15 protein-coding genes are annotated in these 14,980 nt (G+C 38.5%); 8 read left to right on the plus strand and 7 right to left on the minus strand.

Annotated elements, in window-relative coordinates:
• Positions 1–13: 13 nt before the first annotated feature.
• The gene (gene lysS, locus KTJ10_RS09805) at positions 14–1,543 is read right to left on the minus strand and encodes a lysine--tRNA ligase (protein ID WP_262441908.1); all 1,530 of its coding nucleotides are present in this window, start codon (positions 1,541–1,543) and stop codon (positions 14–16) included.
• Positions 1,544–1,799: 256 nt separating this feature from the next.
• On the opposite strand from lysS, the gene KTJ10_RS09810 reads away from it, so the two are divergent.
• Entirely contained in the window at positions 1,800–2,288 is a 489-nt protein-coding gene (locus tag KTJ10_RS09810) for a YqiA/YcfP family alpha/beta fold hydrolase (protein WP_262441909.1), read from the plus strand.
• Between the two features lie 12 nt (positions 2,289–2,300).
• On the opposite strand, the gene KTJ10_RS09815 is transcribed toward KTJ10_RS09810, so the two are convergent.
• A complete protein-coding gene (locus tag KTJ10_RS09815) occupies positions 2,301–2,744 on the minus strand; it encodes an SRPBCC family protein (protein ID WP_262441910.1) in 444 nt (147 codons plus the stop codon).
• Between the two features lie 446 nt (positions 2,745–3,190).
• On the opposite strand from KTJ10_RS09815, the gene rubA reads away from it, so the two are divergent.
• The 4 genes from rubA to oxyR all read left to right on the plus strand — a co-directional run bounded on the left by rubA (position 3,191) and on the right by oxyR (position 6,543).
• Positions 3,191–3,355 (plus strand): rubredoxin RubA, encoded by a 165-nt coding sequence (gene rubA / locus KTJ10_RS09820; RefSeq protein WP_000760495.1) that lies wholly within the window; start codon positions 3,191–3,193, stop codon positions 3,353–3,355.
• A gap of 94 nt (positions 3,356–3,449) precedes the next feature.
• The gene (gene rubB / locus KTJ10_RS09825) at positions 3,450–4,631 is read left to right on the plus strand and encodes a rubredoxin reductase RubB (protein ID WP_262441911.1); all 1,182 of its coding nucleotides are present in this window, start codon (positions 3,450–3,452) and stop codon (positions 4,629–4,631) included.
• Between the two features lie 52 nt (positions 4,632–4,683).
• Positions 4,684–5,628 (plus strand): esterase EstB, encoded by a 945-nt coding sequence (estB, locus tag KTJ10_RS09830; protein WP_032056843.1) that lies wholly within the window; start codon positions 4,684–4,686, stop codon positions 5,626–5,628.
• Positions 5,629–5,634: 6 nt separating this feature from the next.
• Positions 5,635–6,543 (plus strand): LysR family transcriptional regulator OxyR, encoded by a 909-nt coding sequence (gene oxyR, locus KTJ10_RS09835; RefSeq protein ID WP_068566306.1) that lies wholly within the window; start codon positions 5,635–5,637, stop codon positions 6,541–6,543.
• A gap of 29 nt (positions 6,544–6,572) precedes the next feature.
• Here the strand turns inward: oxyR and KTJ10_RS09840 are convergent, their stop codons facing one another.
• Positions 6,573–7,163, minus strand: a complete 591-nt coding sequence (locus KTJ10_RS09840; protein WP_199992752.1) for an SPOR domain-containing protein — start codon at positions 7,161–7,163, stop codon at positions 6,573–6,575.
• 57 nt (positions 7,164–7,220) lie between these two features.
• Between KTJ10_RS09840 and KTJ10_RS09845 the strand changes: the two genes are divergently transcribed.
• Positions 7,221–7,349, plus strand: a complete 129-nt coding sequence (locus KTJ10_RS09845; RefSeq protein ID WP_086264938.1) for a hypothetical protein — start codon at positions 7,221–7,223, stop codon at positions 7,347–7,349.
• A gap of 59 nt (positions 7,350–7,408) precedes the next feature.
• Here KTJ10_RS09845 and ppk1 read toward each other — a convergent pair whose 3' ends face one another.
• Positions 7,409–9,487 carry a polyphosphate kinase 1 gene (gene ppk1, locus KTJ10_RS09850; RefSeq protein ID WP_262441912.1) on the minus strand — a complete coding sequence of 693 codons (2,079 nt, stop codon included), beginning with the start codon at positions 9,485–9,487 and terminating at the stop codon, positions 7,409–7,411.
• 104 nt (positions 9,488–9,591) lie between these two features.
• Positions 9,592–10,269, minus strand: coding sequence for a monofunctional biosynthetic peptidoglycan transglycosylase (gene mtgA, locus KTJ10_RS09855; protein ID WP_002117784.1), 678 nt, complete (start codon positions 10,267–10,269; stop codon positions 9,592–9,594).
• Between the two features lie 76 nt (positions 10,270–10,345).
• Here mtgA and KTJ10_RS09860 point away from each other — a divergent pair, with 76 nt between their 5' ends.
• The gene (locus tag KTJ10_RS09860) at positions 10,346–11,155 is read left to right on the plus strand and encodes a rhomboid family intramembrane serine protease (protein WP_262441913.1); all 810 of its coding nucleotides are present in this window, start codon (positions 10,346–10,348) and stop codon (positions 11,153–11,155) included.
• A 1-nt stretch (position 11,156) separates the two neighbouring features.
• Here the strand turns inward: KTJ10_RS09860 and KTJ10_RS09865 are convergent, their stop codons facing one another.
• Together KTJ10_RS09865 and KTJ10_RS09870 are read right to left on the minus strand one after the other, a co-directional pair.
• Positions 11,157–13,616, minus strand: a complete 2,460-nt coding sequence (locus KTJ10_RS09865; RefSeq protein WP_262441914.1) for an ABC transporter permease — start codon at positions 13,614–13,616, stop codon at positions 11,157–11,159.
• Positions 13,617–13,619: 3 nt separating this feature from the next.
• Positions 13,620–14,312, minus strand: coding sequence for an ABC transporter ATP-binding protein (locus tag KTJ10_RS09870; RefSeq protein ID WP_033848611.1), 693 nt, complete (start codon positions 14,310–14,312; stop codon positions 13,620–13,622).
• 44 nt (positions 14,313–14,356) lie between these two features.
• Between KTJ10_RS09870 and KTJ10_RS09875 the strand changes: the two genes are divergently transcribed.
• Positions 14,357–14,980 carry an arylesterase gene (locus tag KTJ10_RS09875; protein ID WP_033848609.1) on the plus strand — a complete coding sequence of 208 codons (624 nt, stop codon included), beginning with the start codon at positions 14,357–14,359 and terminating at the stop codon, positions 14,978–14,980.

The following is a 14,980-nucleotide window of genomic DNA, read 5'->3' on the forward strand; positions in this document are numbered from 1 at the left end:
GCATCTTAGAAGATTAACCTTCTTTACGGCGCATATGCGGGAATAAAATTACATCGCGGATGCTTGGTGCGTCAGCAAATAACATAACCAAACGGTCAATACCAATACCTTCACCTGCTGTTGGAGGTAAACCATATTCAAGTGCTTCAACAAACTCTGCATCGTAATGCATTGCTTCATCATCACCAGCGTCTTTTTCAGCAACTTGCGCTTGGAAACGCTCAGCTTGATCGATTGGGTCATTTAACTCGCTGAAGCCATTTGCTAATTCACGACCACCGATGAAGAATTCAAAACGATCTGTAACGTGTGGATTGTCATCGTTACGACGAGCCAATGGAGATGTTTCCGCTGGATACTCGGTAATAAATGTTGGCTGACGAAGTTTAGTCTCAACAGTTTCTTCAAATACGATTGTTTGAAGCTTACCTAAACCAAAACCTGGCTTAACTTCTTCTTTCAACTCTTCACGAATAAATTTTGCAAGAAACTCGCGATCACTTACATTTTCAGGTGTGAATTGCGGATTATTCTCTAAGATCGCATCGAACATAGAGATTTTCTTGAATGGCCCTTTGAAGCTAAATACTTCACCTTGGTAAGGAACATCAGTTGTACCTAGGATATCCAAAGCCAGCTTTTCAAGCATATTTTCAGTCAATGCCATTAAGTCTTTATAATCAGCATATGCCTGATAAAACTCGATCATCGTGAATTCAGGGTTGTGACGTGTTGACACCCCTTCATTACGGAAGTTACGGTTGATTTCGAACACACGCTCAAAACCACCAACCACTAAACGCTTCAAATAAAGTTCAGGCGCAATACGTAAGAATAAAGGCATATCCAAAGCATTGTGATGTGTTTCAAATGGACGTGCAGAAGCACCACCTGGAATCACATGCATCATTGGCGTTTCAACTTCCATGAAACGTTCGTTGTTTAAGAACGCTCGGATACCAGCAACAACTTTGGCGCGGATTTCAAAAGTTTTACGTGTTTCTTCATTCACAATTAAGTCAAGGTAGCGTTTACGGTACTTAACTTCTGTGTCATTTAAGCCATGAAATTTATCTGGTAACGGACGAAGAGATTTTGTAAGAAGTTCAAAACCTTCAAGATGAACATATAAGTCACCTTTGCCTGAACGTCCGATATAACCTTCGGCAGCAATAATGTCACCAAGATCTAAACCTTTAATAGTTTCAAGAATATCTTTTGGTAAGCCTTTACGGTCAACATATAACTGAATACGACCTGTCATGTCTTGAATCACCATGAAAGAACCACGGTTTAACATGACACGGCCAGCCACTTTTACATAAACATGCTCAGCGCTTTCAATTTGTTCTTTCGACTGATCTTTAAATTGTTCTTGTAGATCAGCTGCGTAATGTTCACGCTTAAAAGTATTTGGCCAAGGACTCTTTCCAGTTTCCTTCGCAACATCTTGGATTTGCTTTAATTTGGCATGACGCTGTGCAATTAAATCGTTTTCGGAAATAGTTGGTTCAGAAGTCGATTGAGCGTTTTGTTGCGTCATCTCTGCCTCGATTAAGTAAAAATGAAGTAGCATAGCTTAACAGATTGCAGGAGTTTTTCGAATGATTTCAATCAAACAAAAATGAAAAAAGACAATTTATGGAAAAGAGCAGTACTTTTTAAAGGCAAAATGACTTAGACCAATCGCTAAGATCATTTTTTAAAGCTTTTAGTAAAATATAAAAAAATCCAAATAACCTCGATATTCAAAGGCCCTATTTGCCTTGTATTTTATCAATGAGATTGTGTCGTAAATAATGAAAATTCTATTTTTACATGGCTTGGATTCTTCTCGTGAATCAACAAAGTTCCACGCCATTTTACATCCTGAAAAATTTTGTATTGACGTTGATTATCGTAACTTAAGTTATGCGTCTGTTGAGTACTTTTATCATCAGGCTATTCAGACGATCAAACCAGATTTACTGGTTGGTCACAGCATTGGAGGATATTGGGCCTTAAAAACTGCCGCTCAACATAAATTAGCTGTGATTGTGGCAAATCCAAGTCTTACACCTAGTTTTCGACCTGACTATCCTCAACTTTCTGAAGAGGAGCTCACCATCTCTAATCCTAAAATGGCCTATTTAGAATTAGGAGATGAGCAACTTGATATGTATCAGGTTCAAGAAAAACTTGCACCCTACATGAATGTTGAAACATTTGAAGGTGGACATCATCGCTTAGCCTATCCTTCTCGCATCAATGATTTGATTATGAAAATTTATAAAAAATATTTGGCTTAGATTTAAAACAGATTATTTATTTTTTTCTGCCAATTTCTTGATTACCTCAAAACCTTGGACGAAGCCACTTTTCAACATACCCATATATTCGGGTAAGGTGGCTAATTCGACTCTTAAAGTAGTTACATTATCGTGTTGGCTTAGAAAATATTTTTCTAATGAACCACTCCAGCCTTTGACTTCTTCACTTTCTAAATCTTCCTTACCGTCCTTAATCATTCCTAAATGTTTAAAAATCAAAATTTCCGGTTTTTTCAATTCTTTGATTGTGGAAATCATGCCATTGCCTTCACCATCTAAGAAATAAGTTTTACCACCGATTTGCCAATCGGTACGCATTGAGGAATCTGGGGCAAAGAATTTTGTCCAAGCATTATATGTCTCGTTATTCCAGAGCAATTCCCATACTTTCTCTATAGGCGCTTCAATTTCTACTTCGTATACTAAGTTTTCCATACTTCACTTCCCTGATTTATTCCGTTCTTATGATGTCGAATTTTAATTTTCGGATTTAATGATGACATCTATTACATTTTCATTTGTTGTTATTTAGCTTTCTTATTATATAAATCTTTTAAATGAGCAGACACTTTTTATTTCTCAATAATTTCACAAACAACATTAAGTTTAAAATTAACGTTAAGAATGTATTAGTTATTATTAGTTTATGCTCAAGTTTTGCCTAAAAAACCACTTATTTGTCCTAACCTGCCATTCATCTTTGCTTACGAATGATTAAACTCCGTTATTTGCTTTACATTAAATGTAGAACTGCGTAAAAATTTGATATCCGATCAAAGGCACATTGGTTATTATTGACCGGATCGTGGTTACATTATTAATAGATGGAATAGTTTTACTGAAAGGCAGCTTTGAGCAAACTTATCAGTGCGGAGAGTCTCATGAAAAAATATCAATGTATCGTTTGTGGATGGATTTACGATGAAGCAGAAGGTTGGCCACAAGACGGCATTGCAGCTGGAACAAAATGGGAAGATATCCCTGATGACTGGACTTGCCCTGATTGCGGCGTTTCAAAAGCTGACTTCGAAATGATCGAAATCTAATGACTTACAGTAAAAGGCCATGATTGACATGGTCTTTTTTACGTATATTACCCATTACCGTATTAAATAAACAATTCTAACTCTGGAGAGAAAAATGCATCCAATCGTCATTATCGGATCAGGCATGGCGGGTTATACCTTAGCACGTGAGTTTCGTAAACTTAGCCCAGAGCAAGAACTTGTGATGATTTGTGCGGATGATGCAGTGAATTATGCAAAGCCAACATTATCAAATGCATTTGCAGGTAAGAAAGCACCTGAACAGATTGCTTTAGGTGATGCTGCTAAAATGGGTACCCAACTCAATATGCGTATTGAGCCTTTCACTTTTGTAAAAGAAATTTTAGCTGAACGTCATGACCTTGTTCTTGAGAAAGATGGGGTAACTTCGAATCAACCCTATTCAAAACTGATTTTAGCGGTTGGTGCTAACCCAATTCGTCTTGCAATTGCAGGCGATGGTAGCGATGACATTCATGTCGTGAACTCGCTAATTGATTACCGTGCTTTCCGTGAAAATCTAGCTCAACGTAAAGATAAACGTGTTGTTATTTTGGGTGCAGGTTTAATTGGTTGTGAATTCGCCAATGACTTACTTCACAGTGAATATGACATTACTGTTATTGATTTGGCACCTCAACCATTAGGTCGCTTATTGCCAGGTCATATTGCTTCTGCATTCCAGCAAAATCTCGAAGAGGCTGGTGTTAAATTTGCATTAGGCACAACCGTTGAAAAAGTCAGTAAAATTAATAATGGCGAAGATTATGCGATTACACTCGCAAACGGCCAAACTTTGGTGGCCGACATCGTTCTTTCAGCCATTGGTTTACAGCCAAATATTTCACTTGCTAAAAGCGCAGATATTCAAACAAGCCGTGGAATTATTACTAATAGTTTACTTGAAACAAATCAAGCCGATATTTATGCAATTGGCGATTGCGCTGAAGTAAATGGCACGCTACTTCCGTATGTAATGCCAATTATGCAGCAAGCTCGTGCTCTTGCAAAAACCCTCAGCGGACAACAAACTGCCGTGCACTACCCTGCTATGCCAGTTGCAGTAAAAACTCCTGCAGCTCCACTTACAGTATTACCGGCACCAGTAGATGTAGAAGTGAACTGGGAAACAGAAGAGTTCGACGATGGTATGCTTGCTAAAGCAATTGACAATGAAGGAACATTGCGTGGTTTCGTATTGTTAGGTGCAACAGCAGGTAAACAACGCTTAACTTTAACAAAGCTTGTTCCAGATCTTATTCCAGCTCAAGCATAAGGTTTGAATCAGGAATACTCTTTTGTGAGTATTCCTTTAAGGAATGAATAACATGAATAGCGCCTTACAGTTTAACATTTCGCCATACACATCTTTCATGCAAGAAACCAAAGTCAACTTAGGCAATGGTATTGAGCTACATGTAGAAGTAGGTGGAAAACCGGAACATCCAACCATTTTGCTGATTATGGGTCTTGGGGCTCAAATGCTTTTCTGGCCAGATTTCTTCTGTAAATCACTCATTGATCAAGGTTTTCGTGTTATTCGTTTTGATAACCGTGATATTGGCCTTTCTTCAAAAGTACGTCATGAAGGTAAGCGTTTAAATACTGTTAAATTGATGGGTCGCTTTGCACTCGGTCTAAGTAATCAAGGGGCACCTTATACCCTGCACGATATGGCAGATGATGTATCAATGCTCATTGACCGTTTAGGCGTGGCTAAAACACATGTCATTGGCGCATCAATGGGTGGGATGATTGCTCAAATTCTTGCAGCAAAATATCCTGAAAAGGTTGAGAAATTGGGGCTCATGTTTACAAGTAATAATCAGCCTTTTTTACCCCCTCCTTTTCCGAAACAGCTTTTGAGTTTAATTGGCAAACCTGAATCGCGTGACGAAGAAGGTATTGTTAATCACAGTTTAAAACTATTTCAATTGATTGGTTCACCTGGTTACGTCAACCAGATTGAAGCAATGCAAACTGCACGCAAACTTTATCAACGCAGCTATTATCCTGCTGGTGTACTTCAACAGTTTTTAGCAATATTATGTACAGGCTCCTTACTTCAACTGGACCGTGAAATTAAGCAACCTGCGTTAGTCTTACATGGCTCTCGTGATCGCTTACTTCCACCTAGTCACGGTAAGGCCGTAGCAAAAGCAATTTCCGGCGCTAAGTTTGAATTAATTGATGGAATGGGGCATGATATCCCTGCACATTTTATTCCACAGCTTAGCGGTTTATTTGCGCATCATTTTAAATCATCATACTAGGACACTATGGCTGCATTACCCTCACTAAGACAGCTATCATATTTAGTTACGTTGTCGGAAACTTTGCATTTTACTGAAGCAGCACGCCGCTCTTTTGTCACGCAATCGACGTTATCAGGCGGCATCATGGAGCTTGAACGGTTATTAGGTGGCGTTCTGGTAGAGCGTGACCGTCAGAATGTGCGTTTAACACCCTTAGGTGAACAAGTCGTTGCTCGTGCCCGTGTACTACTAGCAGATGCTCAAGATTTAATGCGTTTGAGCCGTGAAATGAGTGAACCGTTAACAGGTGATTTGCATTTGGGAGTTATCCCAACCATTGCACCTTTTATCCTGACACGGTTACTTGATGAAGTGCATCAGCAGTTACCTAAAATTCAATTGCATCTGCATGAAGCTCAAAGTGAAAAAATTGTAGAGCGTCTAGAACATGGTAATCTAGACATGATTGTTCTTGCTCTACCATTTGATACCAGAGGCCTAAAAGTCGCTGAAATCTCGAAAGAAAATTTGTACCTTGTGTGTAGTAAGCAAGATGCAAATGCTTTACAAGCAAACTCTCTAGATGACCTTGATTTATCAAGATTAATTCTGCTTGAGGAAGGTCACTGTTTACGCGACCATGTTTTAAGTGCCTGCCCTATCGGTGAACGTAAAAACGACAACCGTTTAAAAGCAAGTTCTTTACCAACTTTAGTTGAAATGGTTTCTTCTGATTTAGGCTTTACGCTTTTACCAGAAATTGCAATTGAAAATAGTATGATCAAATTTAATGATCAGATTACTGCAAAACCAATTGAAGATGCCCCAAGCCGTACTTTAGCACTCGTTACACGTAAAAGTACGCCGCTACAAAGTGAATTCGACGTATTACTGCAAATTATGCAGAAAATCACAACAAATCTGCATGAATAAAAAAAGGAGTCTTCGGACTCCTTTTTATTTTATTGAGCGGTAAGGGATGCCCACTTAAACACCCAAGCAGATTGCATATTCAAACTAGGATCGGCGACAATTTTTTCTCTAATAATTTGTGCTATAGCATAGTCGTTGGCCGGATCTATCATAACCCGTATTCCTTTAGTGGTTGAACTAGTTACGACCTTATAGCCTTTTGCTTCAAGCTGTGATTGAATCCTATTGGCTTTATTTTGATTAGAAGCTAATGCAACTTGTACCATCCATTTTTTTTCACCATTTTCCAAAATTTCTTTAGCAATCGCAGCATCAAGTTGTTTTTTATTTTCAGAATTTTTCTTTTCTTCTAATTTCTTTGTGTGAACATCCTCAGTTTTCTTTTGAGCTAAAAACTCATCTTGCTTTTGTTTTCTTTTTTGAATGATTATTGCTTTATTCCTTACCTCACTCTTTTTATTTTTATCATTAGAAGCTAATGCAAAATAAGGATATACCCCTTGGTCATCAAATCTTTGAAATACGATGATATCCCCATAACACTTCTGATCTGCGTAAGCGGTCACTGGCATTATCCCCAAAATTATTTTAAAAAGTAAACTTCTAATAAAGCATTGCATCTTATTCATTTACCAAAGTTAAGTATATTTAATGCGGCGTATTAAAGTAGATTTCTCCTGATTTGTATATTTTTAAAATTCAATGTTTTATGGCAAAAATCACATATTTTAAAAACATATTGCTGTGCTTCAAATTATTATCGTTTATCCAACAACCATTTAGAAAAACTAACTAAATTACTTTGAATTTCAGTAAATTAAAAAGCCGACATTTTGTCGGCTTTTTTAATTAAATTTAAAACTTATTATTTAATCATTTCTAATAATGCCCTTTGAGCATTATGTAGTTTTTCACCCTCTGCTGGCTCAGCACGTACCCAAGTACCATCGGCTTGCAATAACCAAGCCTGTTGATTATCTTGTAAATAGTTTACTAATCCTTGTTGATAGATACGCTTTTTCAAAACAGGATCTTCAATAGGGAAACATGCCTCAACACGATTAAATAAATTACGATCCATCCAGTCTGCACTTGAACAATAGATACGGGCATCACCATTATTGCTAAAGTAATAAACACGCGTATGCTCAAGGAAGCGTCCTACAATTGAACGTACACGAATATTTTCTGATAAATTAGGCAATCCTGGACGTAAACAGCAAATAGAACGAATAATTAGATCAATTTGAACACCCGCTTGAGATGCTTCATATAATTTATTGATCAATTGAACTTCCGTTAAGGCATTCACTTTTACAATGATTTGAGCTTTACGTCCTGCCTTAGCATTGGCAATTTCGTCATCAATAAAGTTGATGAGCTGAGCATGTAAGGTAAATGGTGCATGTAATAGCTTTTTCAATTTCGCCATTTTGCCCATACCCGTGAGTTCTTGGAAGATACGATGCACGTCTTCACAGAGATCTTTATCGGTCGTCATGAGACCATAATCGGTATAAATTCGAGCATTCATTGCATGGTAGTTACCAGTGCCTAAATGAACGTAACGCACAAGTTTGTTATTTTCACGGCGCACCACCATAATCATTTTGGCGTGAGTTTTATAACCAACAATACCGTAAACAACGACAGCCCCCGCTTCTTGTAAAACGTTAGCTACTTCAATATTTGATTCTTCATCAAAGCGGGCACGTAATTCAATAACCGCGGTCACTTCTTTTCCATTACGCGCAGCTTCCGCCAAAATCTGTACAATTTCAGAGTCAGCACCACTACGGTAAAGTGTCTGCTTGATTGCCAATACTTGTGGATCGCGAGCAGCTTCACGAAGTAGCTGAATCACGGGAGCGAAAGATTCAAACGGATGATGAAGCAAAATATCTTGCTTCTGCATTGCAGAGAAAATGCTCTCGGTCTTTTTAAACACTTTAGGCACAACCGGCGTATGTGAGTCATAACGCAAATGAGGGCGTTTAAAATTTGAAACCAGACGAGCCAAGTTTACAGGACCATCAACTTTATATAATTGCTCATCAGTTAAATCAAATTCTTCTAATAAGTACTCGTAAATATGCTGCGGACAGTTATGAGTTACTTCTAAGCGAACAGCACGACCAAAACGTCGAGAACTTAATTCACCTTTTAAAGCTTTTGCTAAATCTTCAACATCTTCATTTAATGCCAAGTCAGCATTACGTGTAACACGGAATTGATAGCATCCTGTTGCTGTCATGCCAGGGAACAAATCGGACACATGTTCATGAATAATTGCAGATAGCATGACGTGATGTTCTTTACCACCTGTTAACTCATCTGGCAGTCGTACAACGCGAGGTAATGAACGTGGGGCTGGAACCACGGCTAAATCAATTTGACGGCCAAAAGCATCTTTACCTTCTAAGGTAATAATAAAGTTTAAGCTCTTGTTTACGAGACGTGGGAACGGATGCGCTGGATCTAAGCTAATTGGAGTTAATACAGGTGCAACTTGTTCTTGAAAATACTTCTTAATCCAAGCTGACTGTGCTGGCGTTAGTTCACCACGACGGAGGAAGCAAATATCTTCTTCACGCAACTTAGGTAAAATTTCTTCATTTAAAATACGATATTGACGCTCAATCGCAGCGTGAGCAGTTTCAGAGATTTTTTGTAAGACTTGTCTTGGCGTCAAACCATCAGGGCTACGACTCTCATTACCTAGAGAAAATTGCTCCATTACCCCCGCAACACGAATTTCGAAAAACTCGTCTAGATTACGTGAAAAAATGAGCAAGAAATTCATTCGCTCAAGTAATGGATGTAAAGGGTCTACCGCTTGCTCCAATACACGCAAATGGAAGTCAAGAATAGACAATTCACGATTTATATAACGGTCATTATAACTATATTCTGTAGGGGTCGTTGGTGTAATCGCTGTATTCATGTCTAACTCAATTCTCTATCCAGCCAAAATCTCTATAAAACAGTATGCTGCAAAAATATGACAATTTGGTAAAAACTAAAAAATTAACACATCTTTAAACATCATTATTCAGGAATCTGGGTACTATTCATATAACGTAAAATAACGCGTTTTCTATATTGTAGTTTACGATCGTTACGGTGGTCTTGATAATATTTCGGATCAGGCAATAACGCGGCTAAAAAGGCAGCTTGTTCGCGCGTTAAGCTTCTCGCACTTTTACCATAATAATATTGAGCTGCTGCTTCAACACCATATCGATTTTTGCCAAATTCAACAGAGTTCATATACACCTCAAGAATCCGGCGTTTTGACCACATTCGCTCCATCATCCAAGTTGCGATAGTTTCTTGGCCTTTACGAATAAACGAACGCTTATTGTATAAAAACAAATTCTTTGCAAGTTGCTGAGACACAGTAGATCCACCAGCAACAACCTCTCCTTCTTCATTATTACGCTCTAGAGCAAAACGGATGCCATCCCAGTCAAAACCATGATGATGGATGAATTTTGCATCTTCCCCAGCTAAAATCGCATGTTTGAAATTGTCGCTAATATCATCATAGTCAAGCCATTCATGAATGATCGGCTCTGAGGTATCTGACCAATAATCAATTCTCATAAACATGGTGGTATCAACTTCATGTGTACGCCACCAAACCAAACTTGAGAAAATCCAAAGCTGAATAAGGAGAATTGCCCCAATAAAAATTAACAACACGCGAACAATAAAAGCTTTCATGTTCGTCCTGATCTCCTGTATTCAACTTTTTTCATGTTAAGCTGTTAAGCATGTTCATATATAACAAAAGCATAGCATGACTCAATATCAGCCTCCGCACATTAATCGTAAACTCAATGTACAAACTTGGTGGCTGACCGCCTTACTGATCTTGATTAATGTAAGTTTGTTTGTCTGGCAAATTGCAACTGGTGTCGATATTAGCGACCCAGCCATGAAAGATGCTATTCATTGGGGGGCTGATTTTACACCACTTACTTTTACTGGGCAGCCCGAACGCTTATTTACCAGCATGTTTTTTCATTTTGGTCTTGTTCACCTCATGCTTAACATGTGGGCCCTCTATATTTTCGGTAATGTAGCTGAGTCACTATTTGGTCGCTTCTATTTTATAGGTATGTATTTACTTGCTGGCTTATTTGGTAGCCTTCTCAGTAGCTATATGACTATTCAAAATGGGCATGAATTATTGCAACATTTCGATCAAAGCTTACTACCTCATGTCAGTGCAGGTGCTTCAGGTGCCGTGATGGGATTAGGTGCTGCTTTAACCGTTCTTTCTTTATTTCAACCGCTGCCGGATCAAGCCTACATACTCGATAAAAAAGCATTATTAATGATTATGGCCATCAACCTTGTTTTTGGTTTTGTCGCAACCGGTATTAATAATGCCGCGCATATTGGCGGCATTATTATTGGAGCGTTTCTTGCACTGATGTGGTACTTAAGCTATGTCAGCAAGTTAAAAAATGTGCTCAAAATCTTAGGCTTATTAGGAGCATTTGTAATTACAGGTGGTTTTTATATGTACTGTGTACAGCTCAACTCACCGTTGCTTCCCCTATGGCATGAAATCATCATCCAGAACCCTGACATTATTCCTTAAACTACAATTGGTTTAATTCTCTTAAACTTTGTAAAGGTGGCAAATTACAGAGATAGCCTAGTCGATAACGACCAATCAGCGCACAAACCAGCATCATGCCAATTGGTAAAATCAGCCATATTTCAATATGCCACTGTATTGCCATATTCATTTTATAGCTTGCGATCGCACTAATCACTTCTGCAAAACAGCAGGCAACTATGCCTGCTAGCAGACCTAAGAAACCAATCTCAAAACTGAGCATTTGCTTCATTTTATTTTTAGATAAACCAAATGAGCGCAGTAAAGCAACCTCACGGCGTCGCTCGTCCATTAACAGGTTTAAACATGCAATCAGTACCAATATTCCAGAAAAACCGACTAACGCTGCCAGTACAGTTACTATTTTGACCAAAACATTCATTAAGCGTTTTACTTCATCTAAAATCCGGTCAACATCAATAAATACTGTATTTGAGAACTGCTGAATAATAGTGATCATTTTAGGTTGATCTTGCTTAGGCACATAGAAACTACCTAAATAACTTCCAGCATTTTCGTCTAAGGTTTTAGGTGAAAAAATAAAGAAAAAGTTAGGGCTAAAACTTTCCCACTCGACACTCCGGAAATTCACAACTTTGGCTTGTAGTGTACCTTCAGGCAGGCTAAAGGTAAGCTTGTCTCCAATTTGGATTCCCAAACTTTCGGCAGTTTTACTTTCGACTGAAACTTGTCCTATGCCATTAAACTGGGCTTGACCATTTGTAATGACATTGTCATTTGGTAGTAAATCTGATTGAGTCAAATTCAGTTCACGGCGTAAAGAATTATTTTGCTTTATAGCCTCTTCTGAAAAAGGTACATCATTTTTAGCCAGTAATCGGCCACGAATATTGGGGTATAACGGGGTGCTTTGCCAACCATGTTGCTTTAACTGTTGCTCAAAGGTTTTTAAATCAAATGGAGGCAATCCATAAACAAATTGATTCGGTGTTCCTTCCGGAAGTTGTTGTTGCCAACGCTCTAATAAATCTGTTCTTAATACACTGAGTACTGTAATGAGGCTTAAGCCTAAAGCCAATGCAGTAATTTGTAAGGCGCTTTGCGATGGCGAACGAATATAAAAAGACAAACGATTTTTCAGCTTTTTTAAACTGCGAAGCAATAGCCAAACAACAGTGTAAAGCAAAATACAAAGAACAATAATTGCTGCTAAAACCAGAATGCTGAGCATTAAGTTTTCACTCAATACCAAACTAAAAACGACTAGACTAGTGATCCCTGCAAAAAACATAAAGAATAAAGATTTGCGAGATTTGGCTTGCTCGCGAATAACCCGAATTGGAGGTGTATTTAAAAGCTCCCAGATGCTTGGCAAGATAAAACCAAGCAGCACAATCACGCTTGTAAAAATAGCAATTGGTAAAGGACCGATTAAAAGAGGTACAACTGAAAAACTTAACTCTAATTGGGGGATCAATTGCAGCATAAGTTGCAGCAGGCCAAACCCCATGATTAAACCTAATAGGCTTCCCAGCACAATTGAAATCGCACTGACAATACAAAGCAATCCAATATATGCCCACAAGATTTGGAACTTACTGGCGCCTAAGCATCTAATAAGTGCAATGTGATCTTGGTTTTGTTGAACATATCTTTGACTCGTTAAAGCGATGGCAATACCACACAATAAAATCGTTAAAATATTGGCCAATTGCAAAAAGGTATCTAAATTTTCAAGCGGACGTAATAACCTACTGTTCGATTCACTTGCATCACGTAAACGCAAGCCAGCCGTTTCATCTACATCTTTAGAAGGTTGATGCTGTTGCTTAAATTGCTTTGAAAATGACTGAACCTGTTCAGGGCTACCTGCCATTAATAAACGATAGTCAATTCTGCTCCCTGTCTGAATCGCATGAGTCTTAGCAATATCTGCTTGATGAATAATAACGGTTGGTGAAAAGCCTGAAAAACCGAGTTCCTGATTTGAATCACGCACAATCACGCCACTAAAACGGAAGGTACCATCAGCAATAGAAACAGTATCTCCTAGCTTTACTTTAAGTAAATCTGCTGCTCTTTGACTTAACCAAACTTCACCAGATTGAATCGCTTGAGTTTCTGGCGAAATTTCAAGCTGTCCTCTGAGTGGAAATAAAGGCTCAATTGCCTTTACATTCACCATGACAAACTGATCTTGGGTATGTGCCATCGAGCTAAATATAGTGACATTAGTTTGCTTTAAACCAAGCTGCTCAGCTTTCTTTTTCCACTGCTGTTCGATAGGCTCGTTATTCGACAGAACTAAATCAGCACCCAGCATTTGTGAAGCTTGCAAACTGACTGCATTTTTAACTTGGTCATTACTAAATTTCAGGGCTGTCGTTGCGCTAATCGCAAGCGATAAAGCAATAATGAGTAGATATAATCCACCGGTACGAAAACTTTGTAGCAACAGAGGCTTGAGAAGATTACGCATAGTTTAACCACCCTGTACTGTCTTTAGTCGGCCATCATCTAACTCAACATGACGCTGACAAAGGGTTGCTAAATTACGATCATGCGTCACCAAAATCAGTGTTGTACCTAACTCTCTGTTTAAATCAAAGAGTAAGTTTTCAATTTCTTGTGCTGTCTGACCATCTAGATTTCCAGTCGGTTCATCTGCAAAAATAATTTGTGGTTCTGCAATAAGAGCGCGTGCAATCGCCACACGCTGTTGCTCGCCACCAGATAAAACTTTAGGTGTTTGTTCAACTTGACGACTCAGCCCAACTCGATGCAACCAATCTAAAGCTTTTTTCTCTGCAGTTTTATAATCAAAATCTTTACGTAGTCGCAAAGGTAACATCACATTTTCAAGCGCACTCAACTGAGGCAGAAGTTGAAAAGACTGAAATACAAAACCAATATGTAGCATTCTGATTTGGGCACGTTGTTCCTCTGTTAACTGATGTACAGCTTGTCCACACAACCAGACTTCTCCTTCAGACGGTTGATCTAAAGTCGCCAAAATTCCTAGTAAGGTTGATTTACCTGAGCCGGAACGTCCCGTAATTGCTACCTGTTCCCCTTCAAAAATCTCTAAATCAATATCTTTTAAAATCGTAAACTGATTTTGGTTAATCTGAATAGTTTGTGTAACTTGATGGGCAGCAATGATGGGTTGTGGCATGATGTGAAAAGTCCTATGTATTCAGAATCAGGGTCGAAGTACAAATGTCTAAATCTTTTTTGATTGGTTCTAAAAGCATCATGCTCATCTCATTAAGTATGTTGCCTATGCTTGTATCGGCGAAAACTATTTTAATTTTAGGAGATAGTATTAGTGCCGGTTACGGAATTGATCCCAAACAAGGTTGGGTGCAATTACTGCAAAAACGTTTAGACCAACAGTATCCCAAACAACACAAAGTGGTCAATGCAAGTGTTAGTGGAGAAACAACAAGCGGCGCTTTAGCCCGATTACCTAAATTATTGCAGACCTATAAGCCGAATGTGGTCGTGATTGAATTAGGTGGAAATGACGGCTTGCGTGGGCAACCGCCTCAAATGATTCAAAAAAATCTGGATCAGCTCATTCAATTAAGCCAAAAACAAAAAGCCAAAGTTATTCTTTTTGGCATGAAGATTCCGCCAAATTATGGTGCTGCGTATAGCAAAGCTTTTGAAAATAATTATAAAGTCGTAAGCCAAAAACATCAGGTGAAACTACTACCGTTTTTTCTAGATGGTGTTGCTGGTCAAAAACAGCTTATGCAAAATGATTTGATTCATCCCAATGCTCAAGCGCAGTCAAAACTACTTAATTTAGCTTACCCATATATAAAAGGTGCCCTATAG

The organism is Acinetobacter sp. WU_MDCI_Abxc222 (assembly GCF_025514755.1).
Taxonomy (GTDB): Bacteria; Pseudomonadota; Gammaproteobacteria; order Pseudomonadales; family Moraxellaceae; genus Acinetobacter; species Acinetobacter geminorum.

Coding starts and splice junctions, on each gene's coding strand:
- KTJ10_RS09860 (WP_262441913.1), top strand. CDS start 10,346: ATGACTCAATATCAGCCTCCGCACATTAATCGTAAACTCAATGTACAA.
- rubB (WP_262441911.1), top strand. CDS start 3,450: ATGCATCCAATCGTCATTATCGGATCAGGCATGGCGGGTTATACCTTA.
- KTJ10_RS09870 (WP_033848611.1), bottom strand. CDS start 14,312: ATGCCACAACCCATCATTGCTGCCCATCAAGTTACACAAACTATTCAG.
- estB (WP_032056843.1), top strand. CDS start 4,684: ATGAATAGCGCCTTACAGTTTAACATTTCGCCATACACATCTTTCATG.
- KTJ10_RS09875 (WP_033848609.1), top strand. CDS start 14,357: ATGTCTAAATCTTTTTTGATTGGTTCTAAAAGCATCATGCTCATCTCA.
- lysS (WP_262441908.1), bottom strand. CDS start 1,543: ATGACGCAACAAAACGCTCAATCGACTTCTGAACCAACTATTTCCGAA.
- rubA (WP_000760495.1), top strand. CDS start 3,191: ATGAAAAAATATCAATGTATCGTTTGTGGATGGATTTACGATGAAGCA.
- KTJ10_RS09865 (WP_262441914.1), bottom strand. CDS start 13,616: ATGCGTAATCTTCTCAAGCCTCTGTTGCTACAAAGTTTTCGTACCGGT.
- KTJ10_RS09810 (WP_262441909.1), top strand. CDS start 1,800: ATGAAAATTCTATTTTTACATGGCTTGGATTCTTCTCGTGAATCAACA.
- KTJ10_RS09840 (WP_199992752.1), bottom strand. CDS start 7,163: ATGCAATGCTTTATTAGAAGTTTACTTTTTAAAATAATTTTGGGGATA.
- mtgA (WP_002117784.1), bottom strand. CDS start 10,269: ATGAAAGCTTTTATTGTTCGCGTGTTGTTAATTTTTATTGGGGCAATT.
- KTJ10_RS09815 (WP_262441910.1), bottom strand. CDS start 2,744: ATGGAAAACTTAGTATACGAAGTAGAAATTGAAGCGCCTATAGAGAAA.
- ppk1 (WP_262441912.1), bottom strand. CDS start 9,487: ATGAATACAGCGATTACACCAACGACCCCTACAGAATATAGTTATAAT.
- oxyR (WP_068566306.1), top strand. CDS start 5,635: ATGGCTGCATTACCCTCACTAAGACAGCTATCATATTTAGTTACGTTG.